The 15,938-nt window shown below is 69.5% G+C and carries 13 protein-coding genes and 1 pseudogene; 8 read left to right on the top strand and 6 right to left on the bottom strand.

Going from position 1 to position 15,938, the window contains the following annotated elements; all coding sequences use genetic code 11:
• Positions 1-5 precede the first annotated feature (5 nt).
• Genes chvE through mmsB form a run of 3 tightly spaced genes read left to right on the top strand, consistent with a single transcriptional unit; the run spans position 6 to position 3,900 of the window.
• Entirely contained in the window at positions 6-1,109 is a 1,104-nt protein-coding gene (gene chvE, locus ACIQD6_RS06555; RefSeq protein WP_401878848.1) for a multiple monosaccharide ABC transporter substrate-binding protein, read from the top strand.
• Positions 1,106-2,647 (top strand): multiple monosaccharide ABC transporter ATP-binding protein, encoded by a 1,542-nt coding sequence (gene mmsA / locus ACIQD6_RS06550; RefSeq protein ID WP_401878846.1) that lies wholly within the window; start codon positions 1,106-1,108, stop codon positions 2,645-2,647. The genes chvE and mmsA overlap by 4 nt, the downstream gene beginning before the upstream one ends.
• Positions 2,648-2,652: 5 nt before the next feature.
• A complete protein-coding gene (gene mmsB / locus ACIQD6_RS06545; RefSeq protein WP_401878844.1) occupies positions 2,653-3,900 on the top strand; it encodes a multiple monosaccharide ABC transporter permease in 1,248 nt (415 codons plus the stop codon).
• 126 nt (positions 3,901-4,026) lie between these two features.
• Here mmsB and ACIQD6_RS06540 read toward each other — a convergent pair whose 3' ends face one another.
• From ACIQD6_RS06540 to ACIQD6_RS06530, 3 genes are all read right to left on the bottom strand, one after another.
• Positions 4,027-4,827, bottom strand: a complete 801-nt coding sequence (locus tag ACIQD6_RS06540; RefSeq protein ID WP_401878843.1) for an SAM-dependent methyltransferase — start codon at positions 4,825-4,827, stop codon at positions 4,027-4,029.
• A gap of 183 nt (positions 4,828-5,010) precedes the next feature.
• Positions 5,011-5,247, bottom strand: a complete 237-nt coding sequence (locus tag ACIQD6_RS06535; protein WP_401878841.1) for a DUF397 domain-containing protein — start codon at positions 5,245-5,247, stop codon at positions 5,011-5,013.
• Positions 5,248-6,111, bottom strand: a complete 864-nt coding sequence (locus tag ACIQD6_RS06530) for a helix-turn-helix domain-containing protein (protein WP_401878838.1) — start codon at positions 6,109-6,111, stop codon at positions 5,248-5,250. It lies immediately after the preceding gene.
• A 207-nt stretch (positions 6,112-6,318) separates the two neighbouring features.
• On the opposite strand from ACIQD6_RS06530, the pseudogene ACIQD6_RS06525 reads away from it, so the two are divergent.
• The 3 genes and pseudogenes from ACIQD6_RS06525 to ACIQD6_RS06515 form a co-directional block, all read left to right on the top strand.
• A pseudogene (locus tag ACIQD6_RS06525) lies at positions 6,319-6,765 on the top strand (ATP-binding protein); the annotation flags it as partial.
• 224 nt (positions 6,766-6,989) lie between these two features.
• Positions 6,990-7,523 (top strand): hypothetical protein, encoded by a 534-nt coding sequence (locus ACIQD6_RS06520; protein ID WP_401878835.1) that lies wholly within the window; start codon positions 6,990-6,992, stop codon positions 7,521-7,523.
• A gap of 323 nt (positions 7,524-7,846) precedes the next feature.
• Positions 7,847-9,091: an ROK family protein gene (locus tag ACIQD6_RS06515; protein WP_401878833.1), complete on the top strand. Its 1,245-nt coding sequence runs from the start codon at positions 7,847-7,849 to the stop codon at positions 9,089-9,091.
• 36 nt (positions 9,092-9,127) lie between these two features.
• Here ACIQD6_RS06515 and xylA read toward each other — a convergent pair whose 3' ends face one another.
• Positions 9,128-10,297 (bottom strand): xylose isomerase, encoded by a 1,170-nt coding sequence (gene xylA, locus ACIQD6_RS06510; protein ID WP_401878830.1) that lies wholly within the window; start codon positions 10,295-10,297, stop codon positions 9,128-9,130.
• 339 nt (positions 10,298-10,636) lie between these two features.
• On the opposite strand from xylA, the gene xylB reads away from it, so the two are divergent.
• Both xylB and ACIQD6_RS06500 read left to right on the top strand, forming a co-directional pair.
• Positions 10,637-12,115 (top strand): xylulokinase, encoded by a 1,479-nt coding sequence (xylB, locus tag ACIQD6_RS06505; RefSeq protein ID WP_401878828.1) that lies wholly within the window; start codon positions 10,637-10,639, stop codon positions 12,113-12,115.
• A 284-nt stretch (positions 12,116-12,399) separates the two neighbouring features.
• Positions 12,400-13,587, top strand: a complete 1,188-nt coding sequence (locus ACIQD6_RS06500) for a hypothetical protein (protein ID WP_401878825.1) — start codon at positions 12,400-12,402, stop codon at positions 13,585-13,587.
• Positions 13,588-13,665: 78 nt separating this feature from the next.
• On the opposite strand, the gene ACIQD6_RS06495 is transcribed toward ACIQD6_RS06500, so the two are convergent.
• Together ACIQD6_RS06495 and ACIQD6_RS06490 are read right to left on the bottom strand one after the other, a co-directional pair.
• Positions 13,666-14,580: a LysR family transcriptional regulator gene (locus ACIQD6_RS06495; protein ID WP_401878823.1), complete on the bottom strand. Its 915-nt coding sequence runs from the start codon at positions 14,578-14,580 to the stop codon at positions 13,666-13,668.
• A gap of 80 nt (positions 14,581-14,660) precedes the next feature.
• On the bottom strand, positions 14,661-15,899 hold the full coding sequence (locus ACIQD6_RS06490) for a glycine C-acetyltransferase (RefSeq protein WP_401878821.1): 1,239 nt from the start codon (positions 15,897-15,899) through the stop codon (positions 14,661-14,663).
• Positions 15,900-15,938 lie beyond the last annotated feature (39 nt).

Genomic DNA, 15,938 nt, shown 5'->3' with positions numbered 1-15,938 from the left:
GCACCATGCGCACGCGCAGAGCCGCACTGGCTGTCACCGCCGTATCCCTCGCACTCTCCCTCACCGCCTGCGGACAGAGCAGTGACGGCGGTGGCAAGGAGGAGAAGAAGGGCGGCAAGGGATCCACCGTCGGCATCGCGATGCCGACCAAGTCGTCGGAACGCTGGATCGCCGACGGCAAGAACATGGTCAGCCAGTTCGAGGAACTGGGCTACAAGACCAACCTCCAGTACGGCGAAGACAACGTTGCCCAACAGGTCGCCCAGATCGAGAACATGATCACCAAGGGCGTGGACGTGCTGGTCATCGCGGCCATCGACGGCCGGGCGCTCAGCGACGTCCTCCAGCAGGCCGCCGCCCAGAACATCAAGGTGATCTCGTACGACCGGCTGATCCTCGGCACCAAGAACGTCGACTACTACGCGTCGTTCGACAACGAGAAGGTCGGTGTACTCCAGGCCACGTACCTCGTCGACAAGCTCGGTCTGAAGAGCGGCAAGAAGGGTCCCTTCAACATCGAGCTGTTCGCCGGCTCCCCGGACGACAACAACACCGGCTACTTCTTCGACGGCGCGTGGAAGACCCTCAAGCCGTACATCGACAAGAAGCAGCTCGTGGTCGGGAGCGGCCAGACCAAGCTCGACCAGGTCACCACGCTGCGCTGGGACGGCGGCACCGCCCAGCGGCGGATGGACGACCTGCTGACCAAGTCGTACGGGTCGCAGGACGTGGACGCGGTGCTCTCCCCGTACGACGGGATATCCATCGGCATCCTCTCCGCTCTCAAGTCCGACGGCTACGGGACGCCCGCCAAGCCGTATCCGCTGGTCACCGGCCAGGATGCCGAGGTCGCCTCGATCAAGTCGATCATCGCGGGCAACCAGACGATGACCGTCTACAAGGACACCAGGGCGCTGGCGAAGCAGGCCGTGCAGATGGCGGACGCCGTGCTGAACGACAAGAAGGCCGAGGTCAACGACGAGAAGTCGTACAACAACGGGACCAAGGTCGTGCCGGCGTATCTGCTGAACCCGGTCAGCGTCGACAAGACCAACTACCAGAAGGAACTGGTGGATTCGGGCTACATCAAGGCGAGTGACCTGACGTGACGGCGCCTGTCCTGGAGATGCGCTCCATCGTGAAGACCTTCCCGGGGGTCAAGGCGCTCTCCGACGTCAGCCTGACCGTGGCCCCTGGGGAGGTGCATGCCATTTGCGGGGAGAACGGAGCGGGCAAGTCCACCCTGATGAAGGTGCTCAGCGGGGTTCATCCGCACGGGAGTTACGAGGGGGAGATCCTCTTCGAGGGCTCCCCCTGCGCCTTCCGGGACATCAGGGCCAGCGAGTCACAGGGCATTGTGATCATCCATCAGGAACTGGCGCTGGTGCCCTACTTGTCGATCGCCGAGAACATCTTCCTGGGCAACGAGCACGCCTCCCGGGGCATCATCAACTGGAGCGACACGCTCAGGAACGCCGCCCGGCTGCTCAAGCGGGTGGGCCTGAACGAGCATCCGCAGACCCGCGTCGCCGACATCGGCGTGGGCAAGCAGCAGCTCGTGGAGATCGCGAAGGCGCTCGCCAAAGAGGTGAAGCTGCTGATCCTGGACGAGCCGACGGCCGCGCTCAACGATGCCGACAGCGCCCAGCTGCTGCGCCTCATAGGCGAGTTGAAGTCCCAGGGCATCACCTCGATCATCATCTCGCACAAGCTGAACGAGATCTCCGAGATCGCCGACTCCGTCACGATCCTCCGGGACGGCCGGACCATCGAGACCCTCGATGTGGGGGCCGGGTCGACCACCGAGGACCGGATCATCCGGGGCATGGTCGGCCGCGACCTCGACCACCGCTTCCCCGAACGCACCCCGTACCCGGGTGACCCGGGGGCGCGGCCCGCGCTCGAAGTACGCGACTGGACCGTGCACCACCCCATCGACCAGCAGCGCAAGGTCGTGGACGGCGTCTCGGTCCATGTCCGCAGGGGCGAGATCGTCGGCATCGCCGGCCTGATGGGCGCGGGCCGCACGGAACTGGCGATGAGCCTCTTCGGGCGCTCGTACGGCCGCAACATCAGCGGGACGGTGTTCAAGGACGGCCAGGAGATCCGTACGAAAACGGTGCCGGAGGCCGTCGCCCACGGCATCGCGTATGTCACCGAGGACCGCAAGCAGTACGGGCTCAACCTCATCGACACCATCGGCAGGAACATCACGCTGGGCGCCCTGTCCAAGGTGTCCCGGCGCGGTGTGGTGGACGAGCACGAGGAGACCCGGGTCGCCGAGTCGTACCGCAAGAGCATGAACATCAAGGCGCCGACCGTCTTCGAGCAGGTCGGCCGGCTGTCGGGCGGCAACCAGCAGAAGGTCGTCCTCAGCAAATGGATCTTCACCGGTCCCGAAGTGCTGATCCTCGACGAGCCCACCCGCGGTATCGACGTCGGCGCCAAGTACGAGATCTACACCGTCATCGATCAACTCGCCGCGCAGGGCAAGGCCGTTGTCTTCATCTCCTCCGAACTCCCCGAACTGCTCGGCATGTGCGACCGCATCTACACGATGGCGGCCGGCCGGCTGACCGGGGAGATCGCCCGGGCCGATGCGACCCAGGAAGTCCTGATGCGCCACATGACCAAGAACACGAGGTAGTCGACATGGGTCCGGTCACCACCGACACGCCGAAGGGCGACACACCGAAGGACGCCCCGCCACCACCCACGTCCGGACGCACGACGAAGGAGCTGCTGCTGGAGGCCGCGCGCCGCAACATGCGGCAGTACGGCATGCTCATCGCGCTCGGCCTGATCGTCGTCCTGTTCCAGATCTGGACCGACGGTGTGCTCCTCAAGCCGAACAACGTCACCAACCTGGTCCTCCAGAACAGCTACATCCTGGTCCTCGCCATCGGCATGATGATCGTCATCATCGCGGGCCACATCGACCTGTCGGTCGGTTCACTGGCCGCGTTCGTCTCCGCCGCCTGCGCGGTGATGATGGTCGAGCACGACATCCCCTGGGTCCTCGCCCTGGTCCTGGCGCTGATCATCGGCGCGGCCGCCGGAGCCTGGCAGGGCTTCTGGATCGCGTATCTCGGCATTCCGTCGTTCATCGTCACACTCGCCGGGATGCTCCTCTTCCGCGGCGGTACGCAGATCCTCCTCGGCTCGCGCTCGCTCGGCCCGTTCCCGGAGGGCTTCCAGAAGATCTCGACCGGCTATCTCCCCGAGGTCGGGCCCACCACCAACTACCACAACCTGACCCTGCTGCTGGGTCTCGCGCTGCTGGCCTTCGCGCTGCTCCAGGAGTTCCGCGACCGGCGCCGGCAGCAGGCGTACGACCTGGAGGTCCTCCCCCGTAATCTCTTCGTCGCCAAGTGCGTGGCGCTGGCCGCCGCCGTACTCGCCTTCACCATGACGCTGGCCAGCTACCGCGGGGTACCGGTCGTACTGCTGCTGCTCGCGGCGCTGCTCATCGGCTTCGGCTACGTCATGCGCAACGCGGTCGTCGGCCGCCATGTGTACGCGCTCGGCGGCAACCAGGCGGCGGCGAAGCTGTCCGGCGTCAAGGACAAGCGCGTCACGTTCCTGGTCTTCGTCAACATGGGCGTACTCGCGGCGCTGGCCGGGGTCGTCTACGCGGCCCGGCTCAACGCGGGCGTACCGCAGGCCGGTATCAACTTCGAACTGGAGGCCATCGCGGCCGCGTTCATCGGCGGCGCGTCGATGAGCGGCGGTGTCGGCACGGTGTTCGGCGCGATCATCGGCGGACTCGTCCTGGGCGTGCTCAACAACGGTATGTCGCTGGTGGGCATCGGCACGGACTACCAGCAGGTCATCAAGGGGCTGGTGCTTCTGGCCGCGGTGGGCTTCGACGTCTGGAACAAGCGCCGGGTGGGAGCCTGACGGTGTGAGGGCCTGAGGACCGCTGGGGCGAGTGTTTGACGGGCCCTGACCACCGGACGTACGCGCGGCGCCGCAGCACACCTGAAAGAGCTGCGACGCCGCGCCCCCGTTTTGGACCGGCGGGTCTTAGATCTTGCGGGCCACGCCCGCGTACCCAGGGACAGGCTCGTCGCCGGGGACCGGCACGACCTCGCCCAGATCAGGGCGCCAGTCGGCCGCCAACGAGACGCCGGGCTCCACCAGTTCAAGCCCCTTGAAGAACGTGGCGAACTGTTCCCGCGAGCGGACGGCGAGGGTGAGACCCCGCTGCTCGTACATCTCCCGGGCCGAGTCGGCGCTCCGCCGGTCGAAGTCCCCCGTGGCGTGGGAGAGGACCAGATAGCTCCCCGACGGCAGCGGGTCGAGCAGACGGTGCACCAGCTCGTAGGCGCCGTCCTCGTCCGAGACGAAGTGCAGCAGCGCGAGGAGCGAGAGCGCGACCGGGCGGCCGAGGTCCAGCACCTTCCCCGCCGCCTCGATGATGGCCTCCGGCTCACGCACATCGGCCTGCACGTACGCCGTCACGCCCTCCGGGGTGCTGCGCAGCAGTGCCTCGGCATGCCTCAGGACGATCGGGTCGTTGTCCGTGTAGACGACCCGGGATTCGGGGGCCGCCGCCTGGGCCAGTTGGTGGAGATTGGGTTCCGTCGGGATGCCCGTACCGATGTCCAGGTACTGGCGCACGCCGCCGGTGGTGCCGAGCCAGCGGACGGCCCGGTGCATGAACGCCCGGTTGACCTTGGCCATGTCGGGTCCCCTGGCATCCAGCATGAGGAGCTGCTTCGCCATCTCCTCGTCCACCGGATAGTTGTCCTTGCCTCCGAGGAACCAGTCGTACACGCGCGCCGGATGCGGCTTGCTGGTGTCGATGGGGTCAGGCCCGGTCATGTGCGCTCCATGAGTCTCAGGTTCGGTGAGCCGGCGAATTCCGTGGCACGGGAAAGGAGTTCGGGGTCAAGCTGTGCGGTCGGTCATGCGCTGTGCAGTTGAGATCTGACCGGGGGTAACGGGTGGTGGAGCTGCGTGTGGCGGACCCGGCCTGGTCAGGGCCGGATCCGACCTGAATTCCGATCAGGTGAGGAGGAAGTCCGCCTGCCCTGACTTGGCCCCCTGGATAAAGGCGGCGATCTCGCCGTGGGTGTAGATCAGTGCGGGGCCTTCAGGGTCGGCTGACTGGCGCACGGCGACTCTGCCGTCGGCCAGCTTCAGGGCCTCGATGCAGTTGCCGCCATTGCCACCGCTCCACGGCTTGCGCCAGCCTTCGGCACCGAGGTCAGCGGCGGGCATGCCGTTGTATATCGGATCCATTCACAGCTCCTTGCGGACATCCTTGAGGATCTCCTTCGTGCGTTGTGCAGTTGCGGCCTGAGCCGCCATCCGGTCCATGACCTCCAGGTGAGTGGCCACTTCGGGACGCGCGTCAAGATAGACGGCGCCCGTCAGGTACTCGCTGTAGACCATGTCCGGCAGCTCTGGTACGGCGAAGCGGAAGATGACGAACGGCCCGTAGGTACCGGGATGGTGCCCGCTCGAGAACTCCGCGATCTGCAAGGTCACATTGGACAGGTCGGAGGCATCGATGAGCCGGTCGACCTGTTCCCGCATGACCTCCGGACGGTCCCCCACCGGGCGACGCAGGACGGTCTCGTCCATGATCACCCAGAATTTTGGCGCACCCTCACGCGTGAGGAGCGACTGACGTTCCATACGGAGCGCCACATGGCGTTCGATACCCTCCGGCTGGGCCTGCCCCACGGCCCCGGCACGCATCACCGCACGGGCGTACTCCTCGGTCTGGAGCAGTCCCGGCACGAAGTGCGGTTCGTACGTCCGCAGCAGAGCGGCCGCGCCCTCCAGACTGACGTACACACTGAACCAGTCCGGCAGGATGTCGTGAAATCGCTGCCACCAACCGGGCTTGTTGGCTTCCTCGGCGAGCTCGACGAATGCGTCGGCCTCGTCCTCGGGAATGCCGTAGGCCCGCAACAGCGCCTGTACATAGGGAATCTTGAGAGCGACCTCGGCCGTCTCCATCCGGCGCACCGTCGCCGAAGCCACGCGCAGGACCTTGGCGGCTTCCTCACGCTTCAAGCCGGAACGTTCACGCAAATCCTGCAGACGTCTGCCGAGTACGACCTGACCCACGGTCGGGGCGGACCGCGGTTCACTCACTTCGGGGCCTCCCCACGCACGGTTGGCAGCAGTCTGCCATGTCTCCACGACGAAGAACACGGCACTCTGTAATTTTCAGAGTGCCACTTGCCAAGTGTCCTCGGCGGGTGGAGAGTGAGTGCGTGAACCAGTTCACGCGGATAGTCGAGCTCTGCCATGGGAGAGCATCACGCTCGGCCACCGCTCCCCCACCGTTAGGAATCGGTCGTGGCACCTGGTAACGCGCTCACCCCTCAGCTCACCGCCCTGTGCCCTGGCAACGTTGTCCGCCGCTACGGGTTTCAACTGCCCGCGCTTGCGGAATCCGTCGCCCGCGCACGGCAGCTGACGCTCGATCGGCTCATCCGTTGGGAGATAGAGAAGGAAACCCGCGAGACCGCCGTGCTCGTCGTATCCGAACTGGTGACGAACGCGATCGTGCACACCGCCGGTGACCATGTCATCTGCGAAGTGCGTGACGGCGAGGGACAACTCCGGATCGCGGTGGAGGATCAGGGATACGGCCCGACAGGGCCGCAGTTGCACCATGTCGCCGTGGGCGAGAGCGAAGGCGAGGGCGGGCGGGGGCTGTTCCTCGTGGACGCGCTGTGCGGCGGCTGGGGGACGCACGACACGTCGGGGTACGGGCCGGGGCGGGTCGTCTGGGCCGAACTGTCACGGGCCGTGCGGGACACGGTAGTTGGAACGGCCACTGGGACGGCCGCGGAGGTTGCGACGGCCGCGCCAGTTGCGACGGCTGCGGTGGTTGCGCCAATTGCGGCGGCTGCGGTGGTTGCGACGACCGTGGCGGCTGGGCGAGAGGGGCGGGCCGCGCGAGGCGGGCAGGCTCGGGTGGCGGACGGATCGCGGGCCGATCAGTCACGCCGGACGGAGCCGCCGTGCTGAGGACCGCACTGCACCGCCTCACGCGCACGCTGCGTGACGAACCCTCAGGCTCCGCGTACGCCTCCGGCTCTCCCACTCCGGGCTCCGCGCGTCCACCCCGCCGGGTTCAACTGCCGCTGCCGCCAACGCTGCCGGCCACCTTGGGCTGCGACGCGGTGGGCGTCCCGGCACAGCACGGCTTCCGGCTCATGGCGCGGCTGCCCAGGACGGGGTGCGTCTTCGCGGACGCGGACATGTGGTGGTGGATCGTCCCCGCCGGTTCGAACCTGGACCTGACATGGCCCTCCCCGGTCCGCTACGTCGCCGGGACGACGGTGCCCGCGACGCATCCCCGGCTGATCCACTGGCCCGAGGCGCCAACGCCGTACACGCCGCCGATCCCGTTCTACCTGATGGTCTGTCAGTTGATGGGGACGGCGCCGGCTTGGACGGAGGGCGTGCGAGGCACGCCTGGGGGGCCAGGGGCATCTGCGGGGCCAGGGGCACCTGGTGCGCCGGGGACTGTGGGGGCTCGGCGGCGGGTGTGACGTGCGCGGTGCGCCGTCCGGCGGGGGCCGGGGTGCGGGGTGCGGGTGGGGTTTGTGGAGGGTGCGGGTGCCGGGGCCTCCGGAGGCGCATGTCCGGACTGCATGATTCACGCCGCGTGCGGGTTTGTTGTTCGACTACGGGTTCGTGAGCGGCACACATCACGCTCTACGTCCGGACACGTCACCTCCTGCGACCCCGCCCCCCTCCCGCCGGTGGCCCGGGTGGGGCGCGTCGGGAGTGTCCCGGCCCGGATGCGGTTCGGTGACCCTCTTGATACAGCACCTCCACCACCGGATGCCGATCACATAGGCTCGTCGGCGAGATGAACACCAACGACGCATCCCTCGGCCCCAAAGCCGACAAAGAGTCCGTACGCCGGCACAATCTGAGCCTGGTGCTGAGAGCGGTGCGGGACGAGGGCGAGGCCACCCGAGCGGGTGTGGCGGCGCGCGTGGGCCTGACTCGGGCGGCTGTGTCGTCGCTGGTCGAGCAGTTGCTGGAGAGCGGATTCCTCTCCGAGTCCGGGAAGACGTTCAGCGGGCACGCCGGGCGGCCCGGCACCGTACTGAAAGTGACGCGTTCCGGACCCGCCGGCATCGGCGTCGAGATCAATATCGACTACGTATCGGTGTGTGTGGTCGATCTGTCCGGCACCGACCGGGTCCGGCTGACCGAGCACATCGACAACCGCGGCGCCCCGCCCGGCGAGGTCCTGGCCCGTGGCGCGGAGATCGCCGCGCGCACGCTGGAGTCGGCGGCCGAGCAGGAGTTGCTGCCCGTCGGGGTGCAACTCGCCCTGCCGGGGCTGGTGTCGGACGGCAGGGTCCGGCAGGCACCGAACCTCGGCTGGAACCAGGTACCGGCCGAGGAGATGTTCGCGCGGGCGCTCACCGGACTGCGGCCCACCGAGCCTGCCCTGCCGGTGAGTTCGGAGAACGAGGCGAACCTGGCGGCGCTGGCCGAGCTGTGGTTCGGCGGTCTCGGCCCGATCCGTACGTTCCTCTATCTGACCGGCGAGATCGGGGTCGGCGGCGCGCTGGTGCTGGACGGCGAACTGCTGCGCGGCGCCCACGGGTTCGCCGGAGAGATCGGCCATGTGGTCGCCGACGCGACGGGCCCGCTGTGCCGCTGCGGCTCCCGGGGCTGTCTGGAGCAGTACGCGGGGCAGTCGGCGCTGCTGCGCAGGGCCGGGATCGCGGAGAACTCGGGAGCGTCCGGCGTCGCCGAACTGGAGCGGCGGGCGCACGCGGGCGACGCGCAGGCCCTGGCCGCCGTGGGACAGGCCGGGCGGATGCTGGGCCGGGTGGTGTCGGGAGCGGTGAATCTCTTCGATCCGGAAGCGGTCGTACTGGGCGGGATCTACCGGGAGTTGATGCCGTGGCTGTCACCGGCGGCCGACCGGGAGCTGACGGCTCGGGTGGTGTCGGGGCTGTGGCCGCGTGACGGCGGGCTCCTACGCGCGTCCTCCTCGGCGGGAGACGCGGCACGCGGTGCGGCGGGGCTGGTCGTACGGGCGGTGCTGGCCGATCCGGTGGCGTACGTACCGCGTCGGGCAACAGAGCCGTAGGCCTGCCGGCTTGGAGGCCGGCAGGCCTACGGGCCTTCAGCGCGCTCCCAGCAAGTGGTCCATGGCCAGCTGGTCGAGATGTTCGAACGCCATGCCGCGCGCACCGGCCGCCTCGGCGTCGAACTCCTCGAACGCGCTGCGGTCGGCCAGCAGCCCGGCCACCCCGTCGGGTGCGGTGGGCTGGGCCAGTTCGTCCACTCGTGAGGCCCGGAGTGCCTCCTGGACCAGCGGGTCGGCGCGGAAGGCTGCGGCGCGCTCCTTGAGGATCAGGTAGTTGCGCATGCATCCGGCGGCAGAGGCCCACACGCCGTCGAAGTCCTCCGTGCGCGGCGGCTTGAAGTCGAAGTGCCGGGTCCCGTCCCAGCCCGCCGTCTCCAGCAGGTCCACCAGCCAGAAGGCGGCGCGCAGATCACCGGCGCCGAAGCGCAGGTCCTGGTCGTACTTGATGCCGCTCTGGCCGTTGAGGTCGATGTGGTAGAGCTTGCCCGACCAGAGGGCCTGGGCGATGGAGTGCGGGAAGTTCAGCCCGGCCATCTGCTCGTGGCCGACCTCCGGGTTGACCCCGAACAGCTCGGAGCGCTCCAGGCGGTCGATGAACGCCAGGGCGTGGCCGACGGTGGGCAGCAGGATGTCACCGCGCGGCTCGTTCGGCTTGGGCTCGATGGCGAACCTGAGGTCGTAGCCCTGTTCGGTGACGTACTCGCCGAACAGGTCGAAGGCTTCCTTCATCCGGTCGAGCGCGACCCGTACGTCCTTGGCGCCACCGGACTCGGCGCCCTCCCTGCCGCCCCAGGCCACAAAGGTCCTGGCGCCCAGCTCGGCCGCGAGATCGATGTTGCGGAGGGTCTTGCGCAGCGCGAAGCGGCGGACGTCGCGGTCGTTCGCGGTGAAGGCGCCGTCCTTGAAGACGGGGTGGGTGAAGAGGTTGGTGGTGACCATGGAGGCCACGACCCCGGTCGCGTCCAGCGCCTGCCGGAACCGCTTGACGTGCGACTCGCGCTCCATGTCGGACGAGCCGAACGGGATGAGGTCGTCGTCGTGGAAAGTCACGCCGTACGCGCCCAGCTCACCGAGGCGCTGTACGGTCTCGACGGGATCCAGGGCCGGGCGGGTCGCGTCCCCGAACGGGTCCCTGCCCTGCCAGCCCACCGTCCAGAGGCCGAAGCTGAACTTGTCCGCGGGGGTGGGAGTGAAGCGTTCCGTCATTCGCTGGCCACCTTCGATACCTCAGGTCCGGCACGCGCCGACCTTTTTGTTTCCTGACATGACTAATAATGCACGGGGGTGCGGGCACGGAAAACCCCCGAGTACGCCCGTATGTGTCCGCCCCGCCGACGGGGGGTCAGCACCATCGATCAGGTGTGGGCACGGACGGGTACAGCGGATGATCGCCACCCCCGTTCCCGTCGGGCACACCTTCGCGTAATTTGTTTCTGGCACATCCAAAAATGCTCTTCACACCGGTGGAACCGGTACGGCTGGTGCGCCTGGTGCGATCAGCGCGGCCGGTGACGTCGGCGCAGCCAGTCAGGAAGAGGTACGCCCATGTCGCGGAGCCCGGTTGTCATCGGCGTGGACAGCTCCACCCAGTCCACGAAGGCCGCCTTCACGGATGCCGCCACCGGTCGGCTGCTCGCCGTGGGCCGCGCCCCCCACCGGGTGACCGGCGAAGGCGGCGCGCGCGAGACGGATCCGGAGGTGTGGTGGAACGCTCTGCGGGAGGCCGTCGCCGCCGGGCTCAAGGAATCCGGCGTGGACGCCTCGGCCGTGACCGGGATCGCGGTCGCCGGCCAGCAGCACGGGCTGGTGGTGCTGGACCGCACGGGCCGGTCACTGCGCCCCGCGCTGCTGTGGAACGACACCCGTTCCGCTCCGCAGGCCACCGACCTCACGGCGACGCTCGGCGGCCCCGAGGCCTGGACCGCGCGGACCGGCTCCGTACCGGTCGCCTCGATGACGGCCACGAAATGGCAGTGGCTGCGGGAGAACGACCCGGCCACAGCCGAGGCCACGGCCGCCATCAGGCTCCCCCACGACTTCCTCACCGAACGGCTCGCGGGCACCGCGGCCACCGACCCCGGGGACGCCTCGGGCACCTGCTGGTATTCGACAGCCACCGGTGAGTACGACCGCGAACTCCTCGCGCTGCTCGGCCTCGACTCCGATCTGCTGCCCGCGGTCGCCACGACCGGCGCCACCCGGGTCGGCTCGCTCACCGCGGGAGCCGCGGCGGAGCTGGGCCTGCCCACGGGTATCGCCGTCGCCGCGGGCACCGGCGACAACATGAGCGCGGCCGTCGGCCTGGGCTTCGGAGGCGCCGGGCTGCTGGACCACCCGGTGCTCAGCCTCGGGACGTCGGGCACGGTGTTCGCCGCCACCCGCACCCGCCCCGACACCCCCGCGCTCGCGGGGTTCGCCGCGGCGGACGGTACGTACCTGCCGCTGGCCTGCACCCTCAACTGCACACTCGCCGTGGACAAGGTGGCCGAGCTGCTGCGGCTGGACCGGGAGGACGCGGTGCCCGGCGGCGAAGCCGTCCTGCTGCCGTATCTCGACGGCGAGCGCACCCCCGATCTGCCGGCCGCGTCCGGCCTGCTGACCGGGCTGCGCCACGACACCACACCGCGGCAACTGCTGGGCGCCGCCTACGAGGGCGCGGCCGTGACGGTGCTGCGCGCGCTGGACGAGGTGCTGCGCGCCTGCGGCCTCGACCCCGCCGACCCGGAGGTCGCGAGCCGCCCGCTGCGGCTGGTCGGCGGCGGCGCGCAGGGCCGGATGTGGGTCGATACGGTACGAAGGCTCTCCGGCCGCCAGTTGATCATTCCGGACAGCGGCGAACTGGTGGCGCTCGGCGCGGCGGCACTGGCCGCGGGCGCAGCGACCGGCGAGGACCCGGTGGCGATCGCGACATCCTGGAAGACCGGTGGCGGGACCGAACTTCCCCCGGTGGAGCGGGACATGGAGACATGGGAGCGGGTGGGGTCGGTGCTGGACAGGGCGGCGCCGAGCCTGCTGAGCACGTAGGGGAAGGTACGGTTCGTCGCCAACGACGACAAGCCGGTCCGTACCTGCTGAGTACGCGGGTCCCCCGGTCCGGACGGTCTGCGCGGATCGGGGACGCCGGGGGCCGGGTGCCGGAGGGTGCGGCTGTGGGGAGCGTGGGGGCGCAGGGAGCGGCGTGGTGCCGCCCCGAGCCCCCACCACCGCGCAACGTGCGCCCCTCGCGTGCTACTTGAGGGGGGATCAGAAATCCTTCTACCCTTCGGTCTGCGCGGCGCAGTCCGCGTCGGGGACGGAGGAAGCCGGCCATGGCCGAAGTGCCATCCGAGGAAGCCATATTCAAGGCCGTCGCCCAGCACATCGGCCTGCCCGGCGAAGGATCGCATCTGGTCTCCCAGGCGCTGCCGGTCGAGCGGTCGCAGGTCATCGACTTCCGTATCGACCGGTCCATCGAAGCCCGTACGGAGACCGAGAGGTCGGAGCCCGGCTCGGTCGATCTGTCGGGGCACGCCGCGTACGACACCATCGAGGATCATCACTTCGAGCCGCCCAAGGACCCCACGACACCGCAGAGACTGACGATGGTGCTCCGTGACTCGGTGCGCGAGGTCGTCTGCGTGTGCGAGGACGGCAGGACGCAGTGTCCGCGCTGCACGGGAAGCGGTCGGTACGACTGCCCGCCGACGGTGGTCTGCGAGGGCTGCCTCGGGGTGGAGGCGTGCACGGCGTGCGTGGAGACCGCGAACCGTAAGCGCGGCGGCGGCCGACCGACTTCCGCGCAACGGGCCGCCGCACAACGGACCTCGGGACAGGGGGCCTCGGGACAGGGGACTTCGACGCAACGGGCTTCGGCGCAACGGGCGTCCGGAGGGCAGGCGGCGGGACGTCGGGCATCCGGGCAGCAGGGCGAGCGCGTCACCTGCGCGACGTGCGGCCGGCCGGACGTGGCCTGTCCGGCCTGCCGTGGGCGCGGTGTCATCCCTTGCTCGGACTGCAAGGGCAAAGGGGCCGTGAACTGCGCGCGCTGCAAGGCATCCGGCGTGGTCGAGCACCCGGCGTGCGGCGGGAAGGGCCGGCGGACCTCCTGGACGGAGGGGACCATCCGGCACACTCCCGGCAGCGACGAGCTGTCGTTGCCCGCGAAACGCCCGCCTTACCAGGTCCGGCGCCGGATGGAACGGGTCGGCGACTGGAAGCGGACCGTCCTCACCGGATTCCACCCACTGCCGGACGATGTGGCCCCGGAACACCGCGCCGAGATCGAACGACGCCTCGTCCGGCGGGCACGCGAGGTAACCCGCCGCATGACGATCCGTCACCTCACCGTGGTCCGAGTGGAGTTGGTGACCGAACCGAACCGGGTCTTCTACGTCTTCCCCGGCAGGGAACGGACCGAAGTGGTCCAGCTCCCCTCACGCCGGAAGGTCTCGCGCGTGGCGACGATCACGGCGGGGCTGGCCTTGGTCGTGGTGCTGTTGCTGGTGCTGTTGGGCTGAAGGGTGTTACGGGTCGCGTGGCGCCCGCCAGGCGGGTGTCACGGGTCGGGTGGCGCCTGCCGGGCGAGGCCGATCGGCTCAGTCCGTCGGCAGGCCCTCCGCCTCCCGTGCCAGGGCGTCCAGGACCGGGCGGATCAGAGGGTGGTCCTCCGCTCCCCGTCGTACGGCGGCGAAGACGCGGCGCGTCGCGGCGGGGCCCGCCACGGGACGTACGACCGTACCTTTCAGCTCCATGCCGCGCAGCGCCGAACGCGGGACCAGCGCCACTCCGGCGCCCGCGCCGGCGAGGGCGACGACCGCGCGGAAGTCGTCGGAGGAGTGCACCAGGCGCGGCTGGAAACCAGCTCGTTCGCACGCGAGTTGCATGACGTCATGGCAGGGATTGCCGGGGTACGGGCCGATCCAGTCGCTGTCGGCCAGCTCCGCGAGCGCGACGTCCGCGCCGAGGCCGAGCGGGTGCGCGGCGGGCAGGACCGCGTCGAAGGGCTCCGCGTACAACGGCACCCGGGACAGCCGCAGATCGTCCTCGCCCGGGGCGCCCCGGTACTCGACCGCGACCGCGAGATCCGCCCGTCCGTCGAGCACCAGCGGCAGGCTCTCGTCACCTTCGGCGTCCAGGACCCGGACCCGGATACCGGGGTGCGGTCCGGCCAGCCGTTGCAGGGCCGGTGCCAGCACCTCCGCGATGCCGGTGGCGAACGCGGCGACCGTGACCTCCCCTGCCACGCCGCCCGCGTACGCGGCGAGTTCCGCCTCGGCCCGCTCCAACTGCGCGAGGACGGCGTGCGCGTGGGTGAGCAGGATCTCGCCGGACGCGGTCAGCCGTACGCCCCGGCCACTGCGTGTCAGCAGGGCGTGGCCGGTCTCCTGCTCCAGCACGGCGAGTTGCTGGGAGACGGCGGAGGGGGTGAGGTACAGCGCCGCGGCCGCGGCGGTCACCGTACGGTGGTCCGCCACGGCCCGCAGGAGGCGCAGCCGTCGGGAGTCGATCACCCGGCCATATTGCCAGGTGGGACGGGCCAACTCGGGCGAGCCGGGCCGAGGGGCACGTCCTGCCGCGGGCCTACTTGCCCTCAGCCCCGCTCGCGCTTCATCGCCTCGCGCGCGTCGATGAACGCCGCGACCGCACGCTCCACGTCGTCGGTCGAGTGCGCGGCGGAGAGCTGCACCCTGATCCGCGCCCGGTCCATGGGGACGACGGGGTACGAGAAGCCGATCACATAGACGCCGCGCTCCAGCAGCAGCTCCGCCATCCGGCCCGCCTCCGCCGCGTCGCCGATCATGACCGGGGCGATGGCGTGATCGCCGGGCAGGATCTCGAAGCCCGCGTCGGTCATCTCCTTACGGAAGAGCGCGGTGTTGGCGTTCAGCCGGTCCCGTAGCCCGCCCGCGCCCTCCAGCAGATCCAGCACCTTGATCGAAGCGGCGGCGATGACGGGGGCGAGGGAGTTGGAGAAGAGGTACGGCCGGGAGCGCTGGCGCAGCAGCGCGACGATCTCGGCGCGGGCGGCGACATAGCCGCCGGAGGCGCCACCGAGAGCCTTGCCGAGGGTGCCGGTGATGATGTCGACGCGGTCCATCACGCCGTGCAGTTCAGGGGTGCCGCGCCCGCCGGGGCCGACGAAGCCCACGGCGTGCGAGTCGTCGACCATGACCATCGCGTCGTAGCGGTCGGCGAGGTCGCAGATCTCGGCGAGCGGGGCGACGTACCCGTCCATGGAGAACACGCCGTCCGTGACGATCAGCCGACGGCGGGCGTCCTGCGCCTCCTTGAGCCTGGTCTCCAGCTCGGCGAGGTCACGGTTGGCGTACCGCAGGCGACGCGCCTTGGAGAGCCTGATGCCGTCGATGATGCTGGCGTGGTTGAGAGCGTCGGAGATGACCGCGTCCTCCGGCCCGAGGAGCGTTTCGAAGACTCCGCCGTTGGCGTCGAAACAGGAGGAGTAGAGGATCGTGTCCTCCTGGCCGAGGAACGCGGACAGGCGCTGTTCCAGCTCCTTGTGGATCTCCTGGGTGCCGCAGATGAAGCGTACGGACGCCATGCCGTAACCCCAGCGGTCGAGCGCGTCCTTGGCGGCGGCGACGACCTCGGGGTGGTCGGCGAGGCCGAGGTAGTTGTTGGCGCAGAAGTTGAGGACATCGCCGGGAGGGGTGTCGGGACCGGGGGTACGGGAAGTGCTGGGGGTACTGCCGGTGCTCACCGTGACGGAGGCGCTCTGCGGGGTGGAGATCACGCGCTCGGGCTTGAAGAGACCGGCCTCGCGGATCTCGCCGAGGGTGGCGGACAGTTCGTCCCGGACGGACGCGTACATGAAGGGCTCCTTGGGTTCTCGGGCTCTCGGACCGGGCTC

Origin of the sequence: Streptomyces sp. NPDC088400 (assembly GCF_044753355.1) — a bacterium.
Taxonomy (GTDB): domain Bacteria; phylum Actinomycetota; class Actinomycetes; order Streptomycetales; family Streptomycetaceae; genus Streptomyces.
This window is presented reverse-complemented; position numbering and strand designations above follow the sequence as displayed.